Origin of the sequence: Nonlabens sp. YIK11 (assembly GCF_001413925.1) — a bacterium.
In the GTDB taxonomy this organism is placed as follows: Bacteria; Bacteroidota; Bacteroidia; order Flavobacteriales; family Flavobacteriaceae; genus Nonlabens.
Map to the genome: position 1 here is coordinate 2,239,529 of NZ_LBMJ01000001.1, position 22,655 is coordinate 2,262,183.

General features: G+C 41.0%; 22 protein-coding genes. 17 read left to right on the top strand and 5 right to left on the bottom strand.

Going from position 1 to position 22,655, the window contains the following annotated elements:
* Positions 1-2: 2 nt before the first annotated feature.
* Entirely contained in the window at positions 3-3,440 is a 3,438-nt protein-coding gene (gene ccsA / locus AAU57_RS10040) for a cytochrome c biogenesis protein CcsA (RefSeq protein WP_055412785.1), read from the bottom strand.
* An 87-nt stretch (positions 3,441-3,527) separates the two neighbouring features.
* Between ccsA and AAU57_RS10045 the strand changes: the two genes are divergently transcribed.
* Genes AAU57_RS10045 through AAU57_RS10070 form a run of 6 tightly spaced genes read left to right on the top strand, consistent with a single transcriptional unit; the run spans position 3,528 to position 6,920 of the window.
* On the top strand, positions 3,528-4,280 hold the full coding sequence (locus AAU57_RS10045; RefSeq protein WP_055412786.1) for a Rossmann-like and DUF2520 domain-containing protein: 753 nt from the start codon (positions 3,528-3,530) through the stop codon (positions 4,278-4,280).
* The gene (locus AAU57_RS10050) at positions 4,264-4,797 is read left to right on the top strand and encodes a KdsC family phosphatase (protein ID WP_055412787.1); all 534 of its coding nucleotides are present in this window, start codon (positions 4,264-4,266) and stop codon (positions 4,795-4,797) included. The genes AAU57_RS10045 and AAU57_RS10050 overlap by 17 nt, the downstream gene beginning before the upstream one ends.
* On the top strand, positions 4,794-5,696 hold the full coding sequence (locus AAU57_RS10055) for a geranylgeranylglycerol-phosphate geranylgeranyltransferase (RefSeq protein ID WP_231717798.1): 903 nt from the start codon (positions 4,794-4,796) through the stop codon (positions 5,694-5,696). The genes AAU57_RS10050 and AAU57_RS10055 overlap by 4 nt, the downstream gene beginning before the upstream one ends.
* Complete coding sequence (locus AAU57_RS10060) at positions 5,697-6,281, top strand: Maf family nucleotide pyrophosphatase (protein ID WP_055412789.1); 585 nt, start codon at positions 5,697-5,699, stop codon at positions 6,279-6,281.
* Between the two features lie 2 nt (positions 6,282-6,283).
* On the top strand, positions 6,284-6,706 hold the full coding sequence (locus AAU57_RS10065; RefSeq protein ID WP_156340106.1) for a hypothetical protein: 423 nt from the start codon (positions 6,284-6,286) through the stop codon (positions 6,704-6,706).
* Positions 6,699-6,920, top strand: coding sequence for a hypothetical protein (locus AAU57_RS10070; RefSeq protein ID WP_055412791.1), 222 nt, complete (start codon positions 6,699-6,701; stop codon positions 6,918-6,920). The genes AAU57_RS10065 and AAU57_RS10070 overlap by 8 nt, the downstream gene beginning before the upstream one ends.
* 86 nt (positions 6,921-7,006) lie before the next feature.
* Here the strand turns inward: AAU57_RS10070 and AAU57_RS10075 are convergent, their stop codons facing one another.
* A complete protein-coding gene (locus AAU57_RS10075; RefSeq protein WP_055412792.1) occupies positions 7,007-7,426 on the bottom strand; it encodes a nucleoside-diphosphate kinase in 420 nt (139 codons plus the stop codon).
* A 144-nt stretch (positions 7,427-7,570) separates the two neighbouring features.
* On the opposite strand from AAU57_RS10075, the gene AAU57_RS10080 reads away from it, so the two are divergent.
* The 7 genes from AAU57_RS10080 (at position 7,571) to AAU57_RS10110 (ending at position 14,647) form a co-directional block, all read left to right on the top strand.
* Positions 7,571-8,596 carry a DHH family phosphoesterase gene (locus AAU57_RS10080; RefSeq protein WP_055412793.1) on the top strand — a complete coding sequence of 342 codons (1,026 nt, stop codon included), beginning with the start codon at positions 7,571-7,573 and terminating at the stop codon, positions 8,594-8,596.
* Entirely contained in the window at positions 8,565-9,125 is a 561-nt protein-coding gene (gldI, locus tag AAU57_RS10085; RefSeq protein ID WP_055412794.1) for a gliding motility-associated peptidyl-prolyl isomerase GldI, read from the top strand. Before AAU57_RS10080 ends, gldI begins: the two co-directional genes overlap by 32 nt.
* A 72-nt stretch (positions 9,126-9,197) precedes the next feature.
* Entirely contained in the window at positions 9,198-10,346 is a 1,149-nt protein-coding gene (locus AAU57_RS10090) for a peptidylprolyl isomerase (protein WP_055412795.1), read from the top strand.
* A gap of 85 nt (positions 10,347-10,431) precedes the next feature.
* Positions 10,432-10,827: a Rid family detoxifying hydrolase gene (locus tag AAU57_RS10095; protein ID WP_055412796.1), complete on the top strand. Its 396-nt coding sequence runs from the start codon at positions 10,432-10,434 to the stop codon at positions 10,825-10,827.
* Positions 10,820-11,698, top strand: a complete 879-nt coding sequence (locus AAU57_RS10100) for a nucleoside phosphorylase (protein WP_055412797.1) — start codon at positions 10,820-10,822, stop codon at positions 11,696-11,698. Before AAU57_RS10095 ends, AAU57_RS10100 begins: the two co-directional genes overlap by 8 nt.
* A 4-nt stretch (positions 11,699-11,702) precedes the next feature.
* Positions 11,703-13,772, top strand: coding sequence for a polyphosphate kinase 1 (ppk1, locus tag AAU57_RS10105; RefSeq protein ID WP_231717799.1), 2,070 nt, complete (start codon positions 11,703-11,705; stop codon positions 13,770-13,772).
* A gap of 2 nt (positions 13,773-13,774) precedes the next feature.
* Positions 13,775-14,647, top strand: a complete 873-nt coding sequence (locus AAU57_RS10110; protein ID WP_055412799.1) for a substrate-binding domain-containing protein — start codon at positions 13,775-13,777, stop codon at positions 14,645-14,647.
* Position 14,648: 1 nt separating this feature from the next.
* On the opposite strand, the gene ung is transcribed toward AAU57_RS10110, so the two are convergent.
* On the bottom strand, positions 14,649-15,320 hold the full coding sequence (gene ung, locus AAU57_RS10115; RefSeq protein WP_055412800.1) for a uracil-DNA glycosylase: 672 nt from the start codon (positions 15,318-15,320) through the stop codon (positions 14,649-14,651).
* Between the two features lie 157 nt (positions 15,321-15,477).
* On the opposite strand from ung, the gene AAU57_RS10120 reads away from it, so the two are divergent.
* The 4 genes from AAU57_RS10120 (at position 15,478) to AAU57_RS10135 (ending at position 19,762) form a co-directional block, all read left to right on the top strand.
* Positions 15,478-17,643 carry an endonuclease MutS2 gene (locus AAU57_RS10120; RefSeq protein WP_055412801.1) on the top strand — a complete coding sequence of 722 codons (2,166 nt, stop codon included), beginning with the start codon at positions 15,478-15,480 and terminating at the stop codon, positions 17,641-17,643.
* Positions 17,643-18,047 (top strand): thiol-disulfide oxidoreductase DCC family protein, encoded by a 405-nt coding sequence (locus AAU57_RS10125; protein WP_055412802.1) that lies wholly within the window; start codon positions 17,643-17,645, stop codon positions 18,045-18,047. Before AAU57_RS10120 ends, AAU57_RS10125 begins: the two co-directional genes overlap by 1 nt.
* 63 nt (positions 18,048-18,110) lie before the next feature.
* On the top strand, positions 18,111-19,190 hold the full coding sequence (locus AAU57_RS10130) for an OmpA family protein (RefSeq protein WP_156340108.1): 1,080 nt from the start codon (positions 18,111-18,113) through the stop codon (positions 19,188-19,190).
* Between the two features lie 5 nt (positions 19,191-19,195).
* Positions 19,196-19,762, top strand: a complete 567-nt coding sequence (locus tag AAU57_RS10135) for a hypothetical protein (protein ID WP_055412804.1) — start codon at positions 19,196-19,198, stop codon at positions 19,760-19,762.
* A gap of 51 nt (positions 19,763-19,813) precedes the next feature.
* Here AAU57_RS10135 and AAU57_RS10140 read toward each other — a convergent pair whose 3' ends face one another.
* Together AAU57_RS10140 and AAU57_RS10145 are read right to left on the bottom strand one after the other, a co-directional pair.
* Positions 19,814-20,623 (bottom strand): prohibitin family protein, encoded by an 810-nt coding sequence (locus tag AAU57_RS10140; RefSeq protein ID WP_055412805.1) that lies wholly within the window; start codon positions 20,621-20,623, stop codon positions 19,814-19,816.
* A 10-nt stretch (positions 20,624-20,633) separates the two neighbouring features.
* Positions 20,634-22,655 carry a hypothetical protein gene (locus AAU57_RS10145; RefSeq protein WP_231717800.1) on the bottom strand — a complete coding sequence of 674 codons (2,022 nt, stop codon included), beginning with the start codon at positions 22,653-22,655 and terminating at the stop codon, positions 20,634-20,636.

Consider the following 22,655-nt stretch of genomic DNA (forward strand, 5'->3'; position numbering starts at 1 on the left):
CTCTATTTCAACCTTTTCTTACCGTACACCTTTTTTTCTCTCCATAGGGCAAATCCTGCTAGGATAGCCACGAATGCGAGTGATCCGAAAATGGCTTGATAGGAAATGATCTGGTCACCACTAGCATAACTGTGCAGTCCAGATAGGTAAAAATTCACTCCAAAATAGGTCATCATCACGCTGTAAAAAGCCAACACAGACCATAGATTGAACGTCCAGCGGCCTTTCAAGCCTGGAACCAATCTCAAGTGCAGTACAAAGGCATAAACGAAAATGGTAATCAAAGCCCAAGTTTCCTTAGGATCCCAACCCCAGTAACGTCCCCAACTTTCATTAGCCCACATGGCTCCCAAAAAGTTACCTATGGTCAACATGATCAAGCCTACCGTCAAAGAAACCTCGTTGATGTAGGTCAACTCTTTGATGTTAAGATCCATTTTCTTTTTATTCTTCTTAGACGAGAAAATCATCAAGATCAAGGTCACGATACCTAGAATCATCCCCAAGGCAAATGGCCCATAACTACCTACAATCACGGCAACGTGAATCATTAACCAGTATGAATCCAGTACCGGTTGAAGGTTGGCTATCGATGGATCGAGCCAGTTCAATTGCGCCACCCATAATATAATGGCGACCACAAAAGCCGTGCTGGCAATAGTCATTTCACTTTTTCTTCCAAACATCAACCCAAAGGCCATGGTAGCCCAAGCGACATAAATCAAGGATTCATAAGCATCTGACCATGGTGCGTGACCACTCAAATACCAGCGAACCGCCAGCGCAAGAGTGTGTACCAAGAAGATCCCAAAAATGGCATACTTGTGAAATTTAATCGTCCAGCGGATTTCTTTCATAGGCCTAACGATCTCAACGATCAATAGGATCAGCATCACGACTCCAAACCACACGTACCATTTGTACAAGCTCTTGAAGACGTCATATTTGTTGTAAAGGATTTCTGCCTCAATCTTGTCTTCTGATGGCATCACATCGGTACCATAAGCGCGCTGAAATTCAAATAGACTATTGAGCGCAGTATTGGCTCTTAAATAATCACCTGTCTGGTTACCTTCATTAAGTAATGTCGTATATGCTGGTACAAAATCCCTTACAAAATTATAATCGCCTTCACGTTCAAAGCCAGCCTCATCTCTTTCCAGTGCAGAATACCAAGTATTATTTTCTGCATTGGGATTAGGGAAAATCTTTAAAATCGAACCACTGATGACTTGGTCCAGCAAACCAACGCTAAAGTTGATATCAATAAATTCGTTTTGAATATTGGTTTTGACGTCGGCACTGTTGGCATCGTCCAAGAACGGACTTAATTTATAGCCACCTACCTCGCCGTTAGGTTTTCTAAAGAAATCCATACCGCTGGCATACGAGCGACTTTTATCCACATCAATAACCGATTTTAAAGAATCGTTCTTGTAATACAATTTGATAATGGGCACCTCAAACCAAAGTTGGCCCATTTGCATCATGCTTATAAGCGTTTGTTCTGGAGATAAGCGCACTGTGGAATCGCCCACTTTTGCCTCATAATAATCACGCTCTGACATGCGTCGCAGCACCTCAGATGCTAGAGTTGCGATAGGCTTCATACGACCATTGTCCTGTACCACTACTCTACCAAAACGGTCTGCCTGTGCCTTGGGAACCATATTTGCCACGATGATGCTATCTAAAACCCGCAATGGGATTTCTGGAAGTACCTGTGGCGTGGCAGGTGCCGCTTGTTCTGCTTTCATGGCGTCTGCCGGCATGTTGGTACTAACACCATCACGACTTTCCATGGAGGTGTCTCCATCTACAGTCTCAAGGTCATGTCCTGCATGATTTTGAAAGGCAGGTTGTTGGACCGCGTGGTTGTGACCCGTATGATCTACCGCAACGCTGTCAGTTTGTGTAGGTGGTTGTTGGTAATTCGCCATTTCGGCTACGCTCAATGCAGGTTTCGCGAAAGCGAAACTACCACTCATCAACACTGCGATCATCAACACTTTTTTAGCTTTACGCTTCTCTACTCGATTGATCAATCTGCGCAGCTCACCAAATCTGGTATTAGGATCAAAGATCAAAGCCATCATCGCTATGTACAACAAAATATATCCAGCATAGGTAACAGCCTTACCCCAGAAGTCATGATTTACCGACAGGTGTGTTCCCAGCTCATCTGGATCAAAACCAGATTGGAAAAATCTAAAACCAGCTTTGTCCAAAACGTGGTTCATATAAATACGTTCTTCAGTTTTGGTACTATCAGCATCGTTGACCACGACCTGACTCTCAAACGCAGAATAACCTTTTTCCGTTCCAGGATATTTAGTGGCGATAAAGTCTTTGAGAGTGATGCTAAAGGGAAGTTCGCGGTCAATAGATCCATATTTCATATAAAATTTTAGACCGTTAATGTCAGTGCTGGAATAATCTGTCAAGATGCCTTTTCCACCCATCAATTCAATGCGTTGCTCATCATCACCGCTGCGCAAGGTTCCAATAAGGCCATATGCTTTAGCCGATGTAGGTTCTGCACTCGCCACAATACCTACTTCTCCTTGCTGTATAGGTTCTGGAATGACAAACTGCATTCCTGCCATGTTGTACAGGGAACGCAACTGTAATGGTTGGAGAGAATCTGCAAAGACCTCGCCCTTTTGCTGGTCTGCCATTCTTAGGTAATCACCTTCAAAAGGTGTCTGGATGGAGTAACCATTCCAGTTCTCGATAATGTTGATCATGCCTTTCTCGGCCGCTTCTTGAGGATCTTTGTTTACGGCAAAAAGAACACCGTGAATACTAGCTTCCTCGCCATCTTTTATCAAGTGATCATGTCTGGATCCAGATCCAGCTTCAACAATCTTGAGGTAACGATCGCCATTTTCACTAGGCTTTAATCCTTCTACCGCGTCATAAATAAGCGTATCTACTTGAAAGCTGACCTCTTTGTCATAGAATTCAAAAGTTTCCACATCGTCATAATCATAGCGGCTTAACAAGACTTCTTCTCTCACTTCACGTTGCATGGGATTCCCGTTGGGATCCTCGCCCTGGATCAAAACGCTGTAATACGTCTCATCACTTAAAAAGGTATCTTCTGTCTGGCCTTCACGTATCAACATCATTCCTTCATAAGAAATGTATCTCGTGATTCCAGCGCCTATGATGATAAGAATCCATGACAAGTGCATGGTGAGCGTTGCCCATTTCTTCCACTGCCATAATTGATAGCGTTTGATGTTACCTATAAAGTTGAGCATCAACCACAACATCAAGGCGCTAAACCACCAAGTATTATATACCCAAAGCTTTGAAGTAGGCGTGTCGTAGGAGTTTTCAATAAAGGTACCGACGGCCATGCTTATCGCAAAAACAATCAGTAAAATGGACATGGTTCTAGTGGAGAAAAGAATCGCTATTATCCTGTCTTTCATAGGTCTATTTAAAGGTGTGCAAAGATACTTTACAAAAGCCGCAATGCCATACCTTGTCTGTCGCTTGTTACTTCCTATTTTTACAGTATGATCAGTGTTTTTGTCATAGGTACCGGTAATCTGGGAATGCAATTGTGTAGCGCGCTGGAAACTGCTGTAGATTCTCAAGTCAAGCTTGTTGGATATACGAACCAAAGCGGTTCAAAACTTTCAGAAATCAATGCGCCATTGTTCAAAGAAAACTGGCCGCCATGCGATCTTTACATCATCGCGGTACCAGACGATGCGATTCAAGAAGTAAGTCAGTTCGTGCCTCAAAATCAGGCCGTGGCGCATACCAGCGGTAGCGTTCCTATGAATGTTTTGGCACGACATGAGCAGCATGGTGTTCTCTACATCCCGCAAACTTTTACCAAATACCGAAGAGCGGCTTTGGAAGAAGTTACCGTATGCCTGGAATCTAACTCACAGGAAATTGATGAAAAATTGAGGTTGGTGGCTGGTACGCTTTCGCGAAAGCGAACTCATATCAACTCCACGCAACGACAACAACTTCATCTTGCCGCTGTCTATATGAACAATTTTGTCAATCACTGTTATTTCAAATCTGCGGAAATCCTAAAAAACGCCGACCTTGATCAAGACCTTCTAAATGAATTGAGGGCAGAAACGCTCACAAATGCTCAGTCCACAACCGCTCAAGAGGCACAAACGGGACCAGCGCGCCGTGGTGACCAAAAAACCATCGAGCGTCATTTGAAGCAATTAAAAGAAGAAGATCAAGCCATGTATCTGGCCATAAGTGAATCCATCAAACGTACCTATGAAGACGAATTATAAGAAACTGCTCACTAATATCAAGGCCTTTATTTTTGACGTCGATGGCGTGCTAACGGATGGTCGACTGCTAATTTCAGATAGTGGTGAATTACTGCGCACCATGAATGCCAAGGATGGCTATGCAATGAAAACCGCATTAAATAATGGATATCTGGTCTGCATTATAACTGGTGGTAAAAATGAAGGTGTCAAATCCAGACTACTGGGACTAGGCGTTAATGACGTGTTTCTGGACGCTCACGATAAAATGAAGGAGCTCCAGGAATATATGGATAAACACGATTTAACAGCAGAAGAGCTACTATACATGGGCGACGATATGCCTGACGTTCCCGTTTTGGAACATGTAGGACTGGCTAGCTGTCCACAGGATGCCATTCCAGAAGTCAAAGCGGTTTGCGATTATATTTCCCACAAAAAAGGTGGCGATGCCTGTGTACGCGATGTCATTGAGCAAGTCATGAAAGTGCATGGTAAATGGAAGGTGGAATATGGTAAAAACGCCGCTAGCAGTTGATATACTTAAAACTTACTCGATGGCCTAATGTGTTGATGACCGTTCTTACTCAGCTGGTCATTATATACGGCTATTTACCGCAGACGCAGGCTTCCTTGGCTTTAGAATCTTGGCAGGTGTTTTTATTGCTACTGGCCACCGCTTTGTTGACGGCGAGTGGTAACGTGATCAACGATATTTATGACGTTGCTACAGATGTGCTCAATAAACCGGATAAAGTAATCGTGGGCAAACGTATCACAGAAAAAAAAGCCTTCAATTTTTACATCCTATTGACTATTCTTGCCGTTGTTGCTGGATTTATTCTAGCCAATAGCATACACTTACCTAGCCTAGCCGCAATCTTTATCATCGTGTCCTTTGTACTTTATTTGTATGCGACCAACCTAAAGAAAATACTGCTTTTGGGAAATGTGGTAATCTCTGTACTAGTAGCGTTGGTGGTGATTATCATCGCAGTTTTTGAACTGGTTCCCTCAATAACCGATTTAAATAGAGCTATACAGTTATCTGTATTCCGGCATCTCTTGATATTTTCCCTTTTTGCTTTTTTAGTAAATCTTCTAAGAGAAAATATCAAGGATTGCCAAGATGTAAAAGGTGATCACGCCACTGGTAGGAACAGTCTTGCCATCGTTCTGGGCCGACTTAGGGCGTTGAAAGTGTTGTCCATTTATACCATTATCTTAGTATTGGTTATAGGTTATCTGGTTTTTGATCAGCTATTTGCAGACCGTGTGACCTTGTACTATATCGTGTTTTTAATCATGGCGCCGTTAATGTTTCTGGGAATCAGATTGTGGACGGCCGTATCCAAAAAAGAATTAGCAATACTTTCATTGGTTTGTAAATTGGTTTTACTCACTGGTATCATAGGTATTGCCTTAATCAAATTTTAAATGTTACAGGAAAAACTTCAACATATAGACATCATACTTGCCTCACAGTCGCCACGCCGGCAAGAATTACTAAAAGGACTGGACATCGATTTTAGAATTGAAACTAGGCCTGTCGATGAAGTTTATGAAGATCACTTAACTGCTGGTGAAATCACCGCTTTTCTTGCGGCGCTCAAGGCGAAAGCATTTCAAAATGACGTTAAGGAAAATGAGCTGCTTATAACCAGCGACACCATTGTATGGTTGGATAATGAGGCTTTAGGCAAACCAGAAAACGAACAGCACGCCAAAGAAATGCTTGCCTCCATGAGTGGCAAGATGCACGAAGTATATACATCGGTCACATTTACCACAAGTACAAAACAAGACACTATAACCGATTGTACCAAAGTCTATTTTAAAAAACTTACCACTGCGGAGATTTCCTATTACGTCGATACGTATCAACCTATGGATCGTGCTGGCGCCTATGGCATACAAGACTGGATAGGATATACCGGCATTGAAAAGTTGGATGGTTGCTATTATAACGTGATGGGATTACCTTTACCTAAAGTCTATGAATGGCTTGCACAGAATTTCTAAGTATGAAAAACAACATCGCTTCTACTCTATTCTTTATGGTTCTCATGTTTGCTACCATGAGCTGCAAAAACGATAAGGACTCTTCCGCAGATGATGTGGTTGAAGTTCTAGACTGCTCTTCGGTTAAAACGGGTAAGTTCAAGTATGCCAATCCTGCCTATGGCGAGTGGATCATTGACCGCAATGAGACGACCAGTGTGGAAATAAGCAAAACCGACGATCTCAAGATTTACAGCGATGTCGTATGGATCACTGATTGTGAATACGAACTGCACATTACCGATACCGATAACCTAGATAACATGGCCGTGGTTTCCAGCGTCCTGAGAGTTGTGATTACTGATGTGATGGATTATGGTTACAAGTGCATATCCTACACACCAGATGGACCCGAAGAGTTTGAAATGATTAGGATTGATGGATAAAATTTACAAAGGTTTTGTGGCTGGAAGTATTGCAGCGGCTGTTCTATCACTGCTGTTCTATAGTTCGGAAATAAATTTCCAGTATGAATATTTTAACTGGAAAAATTTTGCATGGCTATTTTTACAAACCATTGCACCTTTGATGGTTATGGCCATTTATTATTTGTGGCGAACTATGTATAAATTGAAAGATCTTAAAAGTCACGAGGATTAAATAAATTCGCTTTCGCGAAAGCGTTGAAACAAAAAACCCATCTTGAATCAATCAAGATGGGTTTTTAATTTTATAAAGAATGTTCTCTAGAACATCTCTCTTCCTGCAAAGTGGAATGCTGCCTCAATCGCTGCATTCTCATCACTATCGCTACCGTGTACGGCATTCTCGCCTACACTTTTGGCAAATAATTTTCTTATGGTTCCATCAGCAGCCTCAGATGGGTTGGTCGCACCTATCAAGGTACGGAAATCTGCTACGGCATTTTCTTTCTCCAATACTGCTGCCACGATAGGACCACGAGACATGAATTCTACCAATTCGCCAAAGAATGGACGCTCACTGTGAATGGCATAAAATTCTTCAGCATCTGCCACAGTCATCTGTGTCAATTTCAAAGCGGCGATCTTAAAACCACTGCTTGTTATTTTTTCTAGTATAGCACCTATGTGTCCATCCTCGACAGCATCAGGTTTGATCATTGTAAATGTTCTATTCGTTGCCATTTTTCATTTTTAAAATTGCGGTGCAAAAGTACGTCATATAAAAGGCTTTAAACAATGTATTTAAGCTTTTTTGCCATAGGTACTTCACACATATCTGCTTATCTACCATCGTCAAATGCCTAGAAATCCTATTTTTGCAGCCTTATGCAAAAAGAAGAAATCCAAAAACTGAAGGCTGAATTATCAACGCCACAGAAAATTGTCATCGTACCTCATAAAAGTCCGGACGGTGATGCTGTTGGTTCCATTACCGCGCTTTATAGTTTTCTCATTAAACAGAATCATGAGGTAAGTATGATTTCGCCCAACGATTTCCCATCCTTTCTGTCGTGGTTGACGCATAGCGATAAGATTTTGAACTATGAGCAGAGCAGATCTGAATCTGACGCGCTTATCGCAGCGGCAGATTTCATTTTTATCTTGGATCACAATGCCTTGCATAGAACCGGCGATATGGAATCACCACTATCACAGTCTAATGCGACCTTTGTGATGATTGATCATCACCAGCAGCCTGATGATTTTGCTACCTATATGTATAGCGACACCAGCATGAGCAGTACATGTGAGATGATGTATCACTTTTTAGATAAGATGGATGCCTTGAATCAAATCGATGCTGCCATGGCCACAAGTCTGTATACCGGTATTTTAACAGATACGGGCAGTTTCAAATATAGATCCACAACTTCTACCACGCTGCGCGTTGCAGCTAACCTGGTAGATAAAGGTGCCGATAGCGAGGCCATCAACCGCAAAATCTATGACGTGAACACACCATCAAGAATGAAATTGTTGGGTGTGGCACTAAACAATCTCACCGTTCTACCCCAATATAGAACTGCCTTTATCACCTTGACACAACAAGAGCTGGACGACAACAATTTCCAAAAAGGCGATACTGAAGGCTTTGTCAATTATGCCTTGAGTCTGGACGACGTGGTATTTGCACAGATCTTTATCGAGAAAAAGGATGAGAGCATCATCAAGACTTCCCTAAGGTCCAAAGGTGATTTTGACGTGAATGAAATGGCCCGAAAACACTGGAATGGTGGTGGCCACAAGAATGCGGCTGGCGGCAGGTCAGAACTAAGTATGCAAGAAACTAAAGACAAATTAATCCTTATATTGCGCGACTATGAAAAAGCCCTACAGGATACTCAAATATAGTCTCGTACTGACGCTACTTGTCGGGTTGTTGATCAGTTGCAAAAACCTGGAGGCGCGTGAGCCCATCGAGCGTAAAACCAGCACCAGGACTGATTTCTCTATCGAACTAAACAAACAAAGAAACGCTGCCGAAGAAGCCTATATAGAAAAACTAATCAAGGCAGATTCTACTGAATTTCTGAGATCTTCCAATGGATTTTATTACCGTTTTATTGTCCAGGACAGCATTGCTGGTGACCGTCCAGAATTTGGCGATCGCGTGACTTTTGAATACAACATCGAGACTATTGACGGCGAGACCATTTATAGTAAGGAAGAACTCTCACCAGTCACTAAAAGTCTGGAACAGGAATACGGCATCTTCAAAGGCCTGCGTGAAGGTCTCAAATTGATGCAGGAAAATGATGAAGTCGTCTTTTATTTCCCGTCGTACACGGCCTATGGTTTCTATGGCGATGAAAAAAGGATAGGCTTGCATACACCTATCAAAAGCACGGTTAAATTGCTGGAGATTGATAAGAGTAATTAATATTAAATTTGTTTCGCTTTCGCGAAAGCGAACTCAACCACAAACCCTATAATTCTAATTAAATTTTTGAAAATGAAGAAAATTCACGGCTTACTACTTATTCTAGCCATCATATTAACTGCAGCGTCCTGTAAAAACGAGTATCCAGACATGGAGGACGGCATCTATGCAGAATTCCAGACTACAAAGGGAACCATGCTGGCAGAGCTTTATTATGAAGCTGCACCTACTACAGTGGCAAACTTTGTCGCACTTACCGAAGGTAATCACGAGTACGTACTGGACAGTCTTAAAGGAAAGCCTTTCTATGATGGATTGATCTTCCATAGGGTCATTGATAGTTTCATGATCCAAGGTGGTGACTATACCGGTACAGGTTCTGGTCAAACAGGTTACCAATTTGCTCAAGAAATCGTCGATACTTTAAAGCACGATGAAAAAGGAATTCTTTCCATGGCAAATGCTGGACCTGGTACTAATGGTAGCCAGTTTTTTATCATGGACGAGCCCAATGCAAATCTGGATGGTGGTTATAACGTTTTTGGTAAAGTCATAGAAGGACTTGCCGTGATCGACTCCATATCGACGGTAGCGACTAATCCTAGAGACAATCGTCCAGTGGATAGCGTTATAATGAAAAAAGTAAGAATCATTAGAAAAGGTAAAGAAGCCAAAAAATGGGATGCCGTAAAGACTTTCAAAGAAGGTCAGGAACTTGCAGAACAAGAGCGTATCGCCGCACAAAAACTAGCAGAAGACCGTCGCGCGGCAGCACCAGCAAAGCGTGAGGCAAAAGCAAATGAATTTGCAGAGATGAAAGCTAAGGCCAGTAAGTTGCCCAACAGCAGCGTGATGGTTTATTCTATCGAGAAAGGCAATGGCGGTAAGCCAGAAGAAGGAACTAGAGTTTTATTGGAATATTCTGGATTTTTAGAAAACGGTAACCTCTTTGACAGTAGCAGTATTGAAACGGCTCAAGAATTTGATGCGGTCAACCCTAATAAGGAAAGAGCTAATATGTACAGAGCTATTCCAGTGCAGTACAGCAAGCAAGCGGCAGCGATTCCTGGTTTTAGAGATGCATTATTATCCATGAATTATGGTGACAAAATCGTAGCCTTTATTCCTGCAGAGTTTGCCTATGGTGAGGCTGGAAACGGTCCTATACCACCTAACTCGAACATCATCTTTGAGATGGAACTCATGGAAGCCGATCAATAGCCTGAAAAGCTAAATCTATTGTAAAAACGCGCCTGAAAATGGTGCGTTTTTTTTTGCTCTATCATAAACCATTATATTTATCGACATGAAGGAAATTATATACACTAAGACAGCGCCCAATCCCATAGGACCGTACAATCAAGCGGTTTTATGGAGAGGATTGCATCAACATACATTATATACGAGCGGCCAGATTGCCATTGATCCATCTACTGGAAATCTTGATACCAGTGATCTTGAAAAGGAAACTCATTTAGTGATGAAAAACCTACAAGAAGTACTTAAAGCTGCTGGGATGAGTTTTGATCACGTGGTCAAGACCAGTATTTTTTTAAGCGACATGAAAAACTTTGCTACAGTGAATAAGGTTTATGGTAGCTACTTTGATGAAGCCACCGCACCAGCAAGGGAAACAGTAGAAGTAGCAAACTTGCCAAAGTATGTGAATGTAGAAATTTCAGCTATCGCGATCAATGGATAAGACAACCTTTTCGGATTCTGAGTTGATCCTCAATAAGGATGGTAGCATTTATCATTTGAATTTAAGACCTGATCAACTTGCCCATACCATCATCACCGTTGGTGATCCAGAACGTGTTCCTGAAGTCTCCAAGTATTTTGATTTCATTGAGCATAAAGTAGCCAAAAGAGAATTTCATACACATACCGGAACTTATAAAGGTAAACCTGTCAGTGTTATTTCTACAGGAATAGGAACAGACAATATTGATATCGTGTTTAATGAATTGGATGCATTGGTCAATATTGACTTTGAAACTCGACAGATCAAGGAGAACCTCACTTCTCTTGACATCATACGTATAGGTACGACAGGAGCCGTACAGCCCAATATTCCTATAGATTCATTTCTTCTTTCCCAGCGCGGTATAGGCTTTGACAGTTTACTGCACTGGTATGACAATGATATTGAGGATAAAGAATTTGCAGATGCACTTATCAAAGAACTTAAGTTATCTGATGATATGGCTACACCGTATATTGTCCAGTGTAATAGGGAGCTTGCAAAACACTTTCAGACGATTGAAATGTTAAACGGTACCACGATTACCAATGTTGGTTTTTACGGTCCACAGTCCCGTAGATTAAGGTTGGCACCATCCAATAAGGAATTAAAGCAACTCATCTCCAATTTTTCATTTAACGGTCACCAAATTACCAATCTAGAAATGGAAACTTCTGGTATATATGCCATGGCAGCATTGCTGGGACATAGAGCAGTTTCTTTGAATGCGGTTCTTGCCAATAGAGCCACAGGTGATTTTTCCAAAACGCCCAACAAGACGGTTGATAAGTTGATTCAGTTTACGTTAGATCGCATATTAAGTATTTAGAAATTTGAGTTCATATAAAACGCTCGTGGAAAAACTAAAGGATTATCCTTATCAGCACAGAGATATCAATTGGCTTAGCTTCAATGATCGGGTGCTGCAAGAAGCTGCAGATACTAGCAATCCGCTATATGAACGTTTGAAGTTCATTGCGATTTTTTCTTCTAATCTCGATGAGTATTTTAGAGTTCGGGTTTCACAACTAAGGCAGCTTAAAAGGGTTGATAAGAGCTTACGCAAAAAACTAGCACTACGGCCATCCAAGTTTGTAAAGCAATTACTGCAAAAAGTCCATGAGCAACAGCAATGGTTAGGAGATATCTTCTTTGACCAAATTGTCCCTGATTTGGCCAACCACAACATCATTCTTCTCAAAAAAGATGAGCTGCAGGATAAATTTAAAAAAGAAGCGCTTCACTATTTTGAAGAGAATTTAAAGAGCCTGGTCCATTCAGAATTAGTGGAAGCCAGCAAGCACAGCGATATTTTCCTTGAGAATCAGCATATCTATCTGCTCGTAACATTTGAGGATGAATCTAAATACGGTATTGTCAAGGTTCCATCAAATGAAGATCAGCGGTTTGTTGAGATCGCTCAAGAAGATGGAAAATTTTACATCTGTTTTCTGGATGATATTATCAAGTTAAAGCTTCCACATCTATTCGAAAAGGAAACCATTACAGGTTGCTATTCGGTCAAGTTGTCTAGAGATGCAGAATTGTATCTGGATCAAGAACTTGAAGGCGAACTGGCAGACAAGATTTACGAATCTCTCGCTCAACGTACAGATGGTCAACCTACCCGATTTCTCTACGACGAGGCCATGCCTAAAGAGGTGCGGAAGAATATTAGAAAAAGCCTGGGATTAGGCAAAATCGATATGGTAGCTGGTGGCGCCTATCACAATTTTGATGATTTCTTTGGTTTTCCAGATCCTACCAACAATCCAGAGTTACATGCGCCAGAAATGAAGGTTATCGAACATTCAGGACTGCACGGTAAAAATTATTTTGATGTCATTAAGGAAAAGGATCAATTGGTTCACTTTCCGTTCATGTCCTTTGACTATGTTCAAAAATTCATTGATCAAAGCTCCACAGACGATCAAGTAGAAGAAATCAAAATAAGCTTGTATCGCGTAGCAGATGAAAGTGATCTAACAGATTCACTGTTAACGGCCCTTAAAAATGGAAAAAAAGTGACCGTTTTTGTAGAAGCCAAAGCAAGATTTGATGAGGAAAACAACATCAAATGGGGTCGTATTTTTGAGGAACATGGCGCTCAGGTCATCTACAGTTATCCGCGTATTAAGGTCCATAGCAAGGTATTGCTCGTACTGCGCCGTGAGAAAAATAAACTGAAAAGATACGCTTACATAGGTACAGGAAATTTCAACGCCAAAACCTCAAAGATCTACTGCGACCATGGCTTGTTTACCGCAAACAAACAGGTCACCAAAGATCTATCGCGCGTTTTCAAGGTATTGGAAGGCAAATTGATTATTCCCAGAGCCAAACACTTACTCATTTCTCCGTTTACCACAAGAAGAACTTTTGAAGATTTGATTCGTAAGGAAATCGATGCGGCTAAAGCAGGAAAACCAGCCAAAATCACTGCAAAAATGAATCAGCTGGAAGATCCTGGAATGATCAATTTACTCTATAAAGCCAGTCAAGCTGGAGTTCAAATTAGATTGATCGTGCGTGGTTTCTCGAGTCTGATCCCACAATTGGATCAAATAAGTGAGAACATTTATATGACCTCGATTGTAGATCGATACCTGGAGCACGGCAGGATTTATAAGTTTCACAATAACGGTGAGCCGCTCATGTTTATGGGCAGTGCAGACTGGATGTCCCGTAATCTAGATCGTCGCATAGAGGTCCTCGCTCCTATTTACGACGACGATATTTTCAAGGAGCTGGACGAGATTCTTGAAATCCAACTCAATGATAACGTCAAGGCACGCATACACACGCCTGAAGAAGACAATCCTTTTGTAGAGACGGATGAGAATAACATCATTCGCTCTCAAGAAGAGGTTTATAAATACTTAAAAAACAAACACCAGGCATAAATATGACAACGATCAATATAGGTGGCGTTCCAGAACATTTCAATTTACCGTGGCACCTTGCTATTGAGGATGACGCTTTCGCGAAAGCGAGCATAGAATTAAACTGGCAGGACATACCAGAAGGTAGTGGTAGAATGTGCCAAGCGCTGCGTGATGGCGAGCTTGATGTCGCCTGTATTTTGACAGATGGAATTATCAAGGATATTACCGCTGGAAATCCGTCCAAAATCCTTCAGGTGTATGTGAAATCACCTTTGTTATGGGGTGTTCATGCACCTGCAAACCTCATCGCAGAGGATACTGCACAACTGCACGATCCAGTCATCGCCATAAGTCGTTACGGCAGTGGCTCGCATTTGATGAGTTTTCTACTTGCCAAGCGACACGATTGGAATCCTGAAGAATTAAAATTTGACCTGGTCAACACGCTCGATGGCGCCGTAAAATCCTTGAGTGCAGGACAGGCGCAATTGTTTCTTTGGGAACGATATATGACGCAGCCATATGTAGATCAAGGAATTTTCAAACGATTGGAAACCATCGCAACGCCATGGCCCAGTTTTGTCATTGCAGCAACAGATCAATGCATTGCAGAAAAGCAGGAAGCACTGATCAAAATGCTACAAATTATTAATAAGTATTCTGCTGATTTTAAAGAGATTCCAAGCATTGACCGAACCATTGCTTCACATTACGATCTACAGGTTGGTGACGTACAACAATGGCTTTTGAGAACAGAGTTTACCGACCAGCAATTGAACGCTAAGACAGTTGCAAAGATCAGTGAACAATTTATGAATGTAGGCATATCAAAAGAGCCTATAAGACTGGAAGATTTATTATACGATCTACCGTTTCCTGACGAGGAAGAATAGATTACCAATCAATGGGCTTCTTCCCTTGCTCCTGCAAATAGCGGTTGCATCTGGAGAAATGCTTGTTGTCAAACCAGTAGCCGCGATTGGCACTTAATGGTGATGGATGTCCCGAAGTGAGCACAAAGTGCTTTTTCTCATTGATAAATTTGAGCTTGCTTTTGGCAAAACTTCCCCAAAGCATAAAAACCAGCTTCTCACGTTCCTCTGCAAGAGTTTTAATCACATGATCGGTGAATTGTTCCCAACCTTTTTTCTGATGGCTACCGGCCTTTCCAGCTTCTACAGTAAGTGTTGCATTAAGGAGCAAAACTCCTTGATCTGCCCAGTGTTCCAGGTTGCCTGATTTGGGATAAGGCTTTCTCAAATCAGTATCGCGTTGCTGTTCCTTAAATATATTGATGAGTGATGGTGGATGCGGAATCCCATCTGCTACTGAAAAGCACAAACCGTTTGCTTGACCGGCACCATGATATGGGTCTTGTCCTAAAATAACCACCTTGACCTCTTCAAAAGGTGTACGATCAAAGGCCGCAAAGATTTTATTTCCTGGTGGATAACAGGTTTTAATTTCGTATTCCTGCTTTACAAATGCAATAAGGTTTTCAAAATATTCTTTACTAAATTCCTCTCGCAGCATTTCCTTCCAGCTGGGCTCAATTTTTACAGGCATCTTAAGCTTTTACCGTAAAGTTACAATCCAGAACCTATAACGCTTGAGCGATCTGGACTAAAGTATTCACAACATCCTTCATATCATCTAAGCACCGTTAAAAAACCACCAATCAGCGGTTGGGAACGGCGTTACTGCCCTATTTTTGTTAGTGACTATGAGGAAAATTTCCAGAAAAACATTACAGGATATTGAGTTTGACAAAGTTGTCGAGCAAGCCACCGGTTATTGCAGTACAGACGACGGTAAGGCCGCATTATCAAAAGTAAGACCGCTAGAAGGTAGAAAAGCAATTGTTGAATCGCTCTCGCACACCAGTGAATACCTGTCATCTTTTTCTTCTGACTATGCCATTCCCAATCATGGATTTGATCCCATAGATCGCGAGTTGCAACTGCTGGGAATCGAGAATAGCGTCTTGGAAAAGGAAAGCATTCGCAAGTTGGTGGTTCTGCCTAGATCTGTCAACGAGCATATCAAATTCTTCAAGAAAACCGAAGAACTGTTTCCAGCGCTTGCCGCTAGAACCAAGGAATTGGAATACAATACTCAAGTGCCAGATAAGGTTGATGAGATTTTAGACCGTTTTGGAGAGATCAAGGATGACGCCTCACCGGTACTTAAAAACCTGCGTAGGGAAATGAATACCGTACGCGGCCAGCTCAACGGTAGCTTTGGTGCTGCATTGACTCATTATCTCAAGTTGGAATACTTGGACGACATCAGGGAAACCGTTGTTGAAAATCGTCGCGTCCTTGCTGTTCGATCCATGCATCGCCGCAAAGTAAAGGGAAAGATCATGGGCAGCTCCAAAACTGGTAGCATCACCTATATTGAACCAGAGCGCGTGTTGACGCTTTCGCGAAAGCTGTCAGAATTAGAAATTGAGGAACATGAAGAAATTCAGCGCATCCTCAAAGAGCTGACAGATTTCATGCGCTATTTCATGGAAGAATTTGAGGAACAACGAAAGTACCTCACACAAACCGATGTCGTCGCTGCCAAAGCCAAGTACGCGCGTAAGATTGATGGATTATTACCCATTATCGTGGATCATCTGGAACTGGATCTGGTAAATGCCTATCATCCATTACTGATGGTAGCCAATAGGGAACGCGACCAAAAAACCTATCCACAAAGTATACGACTGGCTCCTGAAAATAGGATCATTGTCATTTCTGGACCTAACGCTGGTGGTAAATCCATCACATTAAAAACTATAGGATTACTGCAGGTAATGCTGCAGTCTGGTATGCTATTACCGGTGCATGAAAAAAGTAGAGTTTGTTTTTTCAATAATATTTTAACTGACATAGGTGATAATCAAAGTATTGATAATCAATTAAGTACTTATAGTTATCGCTTAAAGAACATGAGAGGTTTTTTGCGCAAAGCAGATGACAGGACGCTTTTCCTAATCGATGAATTTGGTACGGGTTCCGACCCAGAATTGGGTGGTGCTCTAGCAGAAAGTATGCTGGAAGAGCTTTATGCGAGAAAATCCTACGGGATTATTACCACGCACTACACCAACTTAAAAATGCTGGCCAACGAGTTGGATGAGATGACCAATGCCAATATGTTGTTTGATGCTCAAACCCTCGAGCCCATCTACCAGTTGCAGCTAGGAGAAGCTGGTAGTTCGTTCACTTTTGAAGTTGCGCAAAAAAATGGGATCCCATATTCATTGATCAATAAGGCCAAAAAGAAAGTCGAACGTGGTAAAATACGTTTTGATAAGTCTATTGCTGCTCTTCAAAAAGAACGTTCAGATTTGCGCAAAAACAACGCTTCTTTGAGAGATAAGGAAGTACGCGCTACACAAACTGCCAACAAATTAGAGGACACTCAGGATCGAGTCAAGCAGAAATTGGAAGATTTTCAAGAACTCTATGACAGTTACCAGCGCTACATTCAGCTGGGTAAAAAGTTTGATCAACTGGCTAAGGACTTTTCAAACAATAAGAAAAAACGCTTATTGTTGAACGAACTCATGAAGCTCGTCATCACTGAAAACGTGAAACGACAACCCAAACCAGCAAAAAAATCGGAAGCCAAAAAAGAGCAAGGCAAAAAGAAACAAGTGGAAAATGAGGTCATTCAAAAGGTGACCAAAATAAGGCAGGAAAGAAAAGCAGCCCAGCCTAAAGCCGTGGTAGAGGAAAAACCAAAACACACGTTTAAGCTGAACGAACGGGTACGTTTGATCGACTCAAAATCCATAGGAACTATTGATAGCATAGAAAAAGGCAGAGCGACAGTCAATTATGGGATGTTTACCACCTTAGTTAGCCTTGAACAATTAGAACCAGTAAAGAAATAATGGAAAAGAAAATCGTGCTTTTTGACGGTGTTTGTAATCTGTGTAATAAAGCAGTGACGTTTATTATTGAGCATGATCCTAAGGATCAATTTAGATTTGCAGCCTTACAAAGTGAAATAGGTACATCCTTACTTTCAAAACATCAGATTGATCCGGCCAAAATTGATAGCATCATCTTAATTAAAAACGATAAGGCCTATATAAAGGCCAGTGCTGCTTTACGTATTGCAAAAGACCTTTCTGGAGCTATATCATTAGTATATGCTTTTGTCATCCTACCTAAGTTTATAACCAACTCCATCTACGATTTTATCGCAAGAAATAGATACAGCTGGTTTGGTAAGAAGGATAACTGTATGATCCCAACGCCAGGTTTAAAATCTAAGTTCCTGGACCAAGACTAAGTATTAGTTAACATCTTGGCATTCTTACAGTTTAAGCTATTATATTTATGAAAATTTTTTTGAGTGAAAAGTTTCTTGATAGGCTTATTGGTTTTTCTTTTCTATGCCGCTTTGTGCGTAGTGCTCCTATCCTATGCCATGGATACCTATTCCGTAAAGGAGAACTCTCTTGAAATAGTTGGAGAGAATGAAATTGATCAAAAAACGATCGACGATCTTTCCTATGAAGATTCAACCGATTTAGGCTCATCAGCAGCCAGTGAATTAGACGAGGTAAACAATGATTCCATCAATAATTCCCTGCAGAATTCAGATAATGTCGATGCTGATGATCTCACTGATTCTGATCCACAAACTGAGAGCGCATCGATCGAAAATATAAATCGTCCAGCGATTCCTTTTAATGTGGTACTGCCTAATGGCACGCAATTGATTCAATGTAACTCTTTTTCAGTTGTGTTTCAAGATCAAGTTCGGGTGAAAATCCCATATGCCTGTAGAGATTACGGTATAAGCATCAAATCCTTTTTAGACAAAAATCCTGAATCTATTCTTAGAATCACTGGTTATACTGATCCTAACGAATCGCCCAATACAGGAATTGGAAGAGCTGAATATCTAAAAAAACTATTGACCAATACAGGAATTCCAGCAGACAGAATTATTGCAACTTCTGCTGTAAACAACCTCAATTTTAGCTCTGGTTCTGCTAATGGCGGCGTTGCTATGGAAATCAATGGGTCATTTACTTCAAACCCATCGTCATCTCAAACAGCTGATAACGAATCAAGCGCCTCTCCAGACAATCCAAAAGAGTCTAATTCAGTCATCGCTTCAAAGAAGTTTACCTCAGGCTTCCAGGAAAAATACTTTTATGGAGATCAAAAATTTACAGCCTACACAACAACCATCAAAAGCCTGCTGAATCAAAATCCGTCAAGCAAAGTATATGCATACAGCTATACAGATAGCGAAGGCGATAGCAAGGATAACTTTGCTATTTCAAGGGACAATGCCAGCACCGTTAGAAAAATCCTCTTACAAAGTGGCATACCATCCAACCGCATTCAGTCTGTGGCTCGCGGTGAGCAAAATGCTGGTGGATCAGGAAGCAATTTGTGCATAATACTAGTAATCAAATAATAGCTATGATGGAAGATATTCTAACCAATTGGACTTTCTATGCGATTCTAGTGGTCATGCTTTTTGGTGCCTTTATCATTGGCTATTTTTTCGGGAATTCGTCCAATAAGACCGTGGTAGTAAAAACAGAGAAGGTTGTTGTACCTCTCGCCAGTTCCACACCAAAGCCAGCAGAACAAGATGCTGATGAAGATAAACAGGATAAAAAGCGCATTGAAATAGATGAATTAAGCCGTCCTGGTCCTATTAGAGCCCTAAAGACCAGAGAACGTTCTGGATCCTTGAGCAATGATGCAAAGATGTCTCTTGCTGAAGAAAAATTGGATTTTGAATCCATTGGCCGTGGTGATCGCCATAACAAAGATGATTTTCAAAAGATCATTGGTATTGGTCCTTTTATTGAAGAAAAACTCAATTCCATCGGGATCTATAATTTCAGCCAGTTGGCTAATATGTCTGATAAAGACATGGAAGCCATTACCGCACTAATTGATTTCTTTCCAGGGCGTATCCATAGAGATGACTGGAAAGGTCAAGCCAAGAAATTAACTGAAAAAGAAAATCAGGCATAAAAGTCTAAAGCTCTCATGCCTGATTCACAAAATACTGATAACTTCTCTTCTTTACTGGTTGCCTAAGATGATTGGTAAACCACTATCACCAGAACCTACGACTACCACTTTGGCATTAGGTGATTCGGCTAATTTGAGAGTCGCCTCGATACCTTTTTCCGTCAAAATTTTGTCTGTAAGTGATGCGCTCAAGATTTGATTGGCCACCGCTTTACCTTCAGCATCGATTTTTTGACGCTCGGCTTCTTTGGTTGCTTTAGTAAGACGGAACTCGTATTCCAAAGATTCCTGTTCCTGACGCAATTTACGCTCGATAGCTTCCTTGATTTTTTCAGGCAGCGTTACATCTTTTACAAGCACTCTGTTGACTTGCACATATTGGGATTCCAACTCTTTACGTACTTCATCTAGAATTTCTGCCTGTATAACATCACGTTTGCTGGAATACAATTGCTCTGGAGTATAACGTCCTACAACACTACGTGCTGCAGCACTAATAGCAGGAGAAAGGATCTCGTTGACATAATCTCTTCCTTTTTCTTTATAGAGATAAGGTAACTTGTCATATTCAGGTTGATACCATACGGTAGCATCTACTGAAACCTCTAATCCATTCACAGATAGTACGTTCATTCTGTCACTTATGGACAATTGACGTACTGGAAAGATGATCATATCATTCCATGGTGCTATGATTTGAAAACCTTCGCCATAGGTGTTTTCTAATTCAACTCCATCACTTAATTTAAAAAGCACACCAGCTTGACCTGCGTCAATAACGACGGCACTTTTGATTAAAACTATAATAAATAAAACGACTCCAATAATGATAAATATTGCAGCTCTAGGTAATCTCTCCATGTGTAATTTTTTAAATTAATCCGTTGTATTTTCTTAGGAACCATTCCGCAGAAAGTAATAGTAATATGATAGCCAGTAGGATTTTCCAGTCAATTAGTGACTCATAGGTAACTTCACTCCTTTCCACATCCTGCAGCAAGGTATCACTTAATAACTTGGTCTTGAGTTTATCTATTTCCTTTCCGTAAAAAACTTGATCATCTGTGGCGATAGACTGTAAAGATGAATAGTCTGCGTTGACAAATTGTTTCTCAATATTAAATTCCAAAATTGAAAAAGCTCCTGATCGGCTCAAATTTTCCCCAGTAGCGCTCACGGTAAAGCTATAATCTCCTGCTGGTAAACCGCTCAAATCCACCTGATAGGAATTTCCAGAAAGCACAAAAGGACGTACCAATTGCTCTTGTGAAGCATCATTTGTGATGGTCATATTAAGAACACCATCTGTGATAAACTCATAATTTTTATTCAAATACTGCGCAGAAATTAAAATGCGCTCATTTTCAAAATAAAAAGTCTTGGAATCTACATCCAGTCGATTTCTTTTCTTGTTGCTGGCGAGAAATTGGATTTGGGAATTGATGAGATCATCAAAATTTCTGAAATCCTTTTCCGCTAGGTAACTCTGCGCTCTCCATCGCCACAGGCCACTTCCCGTAAAAACGGCATGTTTACCCGTTGTGTTTTCATAGGTAAACCACAACGGTTGGTCTGTAGTGACTGATCCTATTTGTTTGTACATCAAAACACTCAAAGATTCTCTAGGAATGATTTGACCAAATGGTGACGTCACTGGCGGATAGTCTTCAAAGTCAAAGGATTCTAGATTAAAATTGGCATACGCCTCATTCATAATAGGCTGCACGTCATCACTTTGTGGGTAATTCTCGATTTGAAATGCTTCGGTTGAACCGTTCAGAAAACCTAGATTAGGCTTGGGTCCTAAAAAGAGCCAAGTGTTTTTTTGCAAGGTGTTTATAGTAGAGTTCGCTTTCGCGAAAGCGGAATCCATACCATACAAAATCACAAGGTTGTAGTCATTGATATCATAGGAGTCTGATGTCTTCTTGATCTCAACGGTACGTTGCCTGTTGGACTCGATGGCCTTTTTGAGCGCGGCAATATCTGGATGGACGATATTGCTTAAAATCAATATTTTAGACTTCTGATCAATGACTTCTACAGCAAAATCACGTCTATTGTTTGTTATATTTTTCTCTTGAGTTATGGGATCCAATTGCGCAGCCATTTTTTGCAAATCGATGGCTGTACTTTTGAGCTGTACATTGATGACGGCAGAAGATTTTTCTGAATCAAAACTTAGTTTCTCCTGATATAAAGTGGCGTTTTTATCGATGATCCTAAAAGTGGTAGTAACCGGATCGTCACCCGTATAGCTTACCAAAACTTCAACAGGATACTCATTATTGAGATAACTGTATCGATTCACATTTACCTGATTGATTCTAAGGTCTGGATATCTCGTGGTGTCGCCGTAAACGACTGGATATACGTGTGATTTGGAATCAATTTTACTGTATCGATAGTTGGAACCCAGAGTTTGGTTACCATCAGTCATCAACACAATGGCCTTGTTTCTATTTCTAAAAAGCTGTTGTGGTTGCTCCACAGCTGCGGAAATATCACTCGCAACTCCTTCAAAATTCAAGGAATCTGACAAGGAAATCCCATCAGAAAACTGATAGGAAATAATTTCAAATTTGTCTTTCAATTCTGGATCTGTCAGTAATTGATCAAAGTCAGCAGCTAATTGTTCATTAAATTCCAGATTTACAATCGACTGACTATTGTCTGCCATCAACACCAGTTGTGGTTTAATGGTTTGATAGGAAGTGCTTTCAAACTTGGGACTGATAAAAAGCAACAATATGCAAAAAACCGTTGCTGCCCTTAAAATGGCAAACAACGGTTTTCTATTCTTTTTACTACTGGAAAACAAATAATCATACTGAATCAGTGCAATAAGAACTGCAGCAATTGCCGCAATAAACAACCAGATCCAGACCATCAT

Excerpts from the sequence above, each read along its gene's own strand:
- AAU57_RS10095 (WP_055412796.1), top strand. The coding sequence starts at position 10,432 with ATGAAGGAAATTATATACACTAAGACAGCGCCCAATCCCATAGGACCG.
- AAU57_RS10140 (WP_055412805.1), bottom strand. The coding sequence starts at position 20,623 with ATGGAGAGATTACCTAGAGCTGCAATATTTATCATTATTGGAGTCGTT.
- AAU57_RS10100 (WP_055412797.1), top strand. The coding sequence starts at position 10,820 with ATGGATAAGACAACCTTTTCGGATTCTGAGTTGATCCTCAATAAGGAT.
- AAU57_RS10060 (WP_055412789.1), top strand. The coding sequence starts at position 5,697 with ATGTTACAGGAAAAACTTCAACATATAGACATCATACTTGCCTCACAG.
- AAU57_RS10145 (WP_231717800.1), bottom strand. The coding sequence starts at position 22,655 with ATGATGGTCTGGATCTGGTTGTTTATTGCGGCAATTGCTGCAGTTCTT.
- AAU57_RS10120 (WP_055412801.1), top strand. The coding sequence starts at position 15,478 with ATGAGGAAAATTTCCAGAAAAACATTACAGGATATTGAGTTTGACAAA.
- AAU57_RS10090 (WP_055412795.1), top strand. The coding sequence starts at position 9,198 with ATGAAGAAAATTCACGGCTTACTACTTATTCTAGCCATCATATTAACT.
- ung (WP_055412800.1), bottom strand. The coding sequence starts at position 15,320 with ATGCCTGTAAAAATTGAGCCCAGCTGGAAGGAAATGCTGCGAGAGGAA.
- AAU57_RS10125 (WP_055412802.1), top strand. The coding sequence starts at position 17,643 with ATGGAAAAGAAAATCGTGCTTTTTGACGGTGTTTGTAATCTGTGTAAT.
- AAU57_RS10045 (WP_055412786.1), top strand. The coding sequence starts at position 3,528 with ATGATCAGTGTTTTTGTCATAGGTACCGGTAATCTGGGAATGCAATTG.
- ccsA (WP_055412785.1), bottom strand. The coding sequence starts at position 3,440 with ATGAAAGACAGGATAATAGCGATTCTTTTCTCCACTAGAACCATGTCC.
- AAU57_RS10110 (WP_055412799.1), top strand. The coding sequence starts at position 13,775 with ATGACAACGATCAATATAGGTGGCGTTCCAGAACATTTCAATTTACCG.
- AAU57_RS10135 (WP_055412804.1), top strand. The coding sequence starts at position 19,196 with ATGATGGAAGATATTCTAACCAATTGGACTTTCTATGCGATTCTAGTG.
- AAU57_RS10065 (WP_156340106.1), top strand. The coding sequence starts at position 6,284 with ATGAAAAACAACATCGCTTCTACTCTATTCTTTATGGTTCTCATGTTT.
- AAU57_RS10080 (WP_055412793.1), top strand. The coding sequence starts at position 7,571 with ATGCAAAAAGAAGAAATCCAAAAACTGAAGGCTGAATTATCAACGCCA.
- AAU57_RS10075 (WP_055412792.1), bottom strand. The coding sequence starts at position 7,426 with ATGGCAACGAATAGAACATTTACAATGATCAAACCTGATGCTGTCGAG.
- gldI (WP_055412794.1), top strand. The coding sequence starts at position 8,565 with ATGAAAAAGCCCTACAGGATACTCAAATATAGTCTCGTACTGACGCTA.
- AAU57_RS10050 (WP_055412787.1), top strand. The coding sequence starts at position 4,264 with ATGAAGACGAATTATAAGAAACTGCTCACTAATATCAAGGCCTTTATT.
- AAU57_RS10070 (WP_055412791.1), top strand. The coding sequence starts at position 6,699 with ATGGATAAAATTTACAAAGGTTTTGTGGCTGGAAGTATTGCAGCGGCT.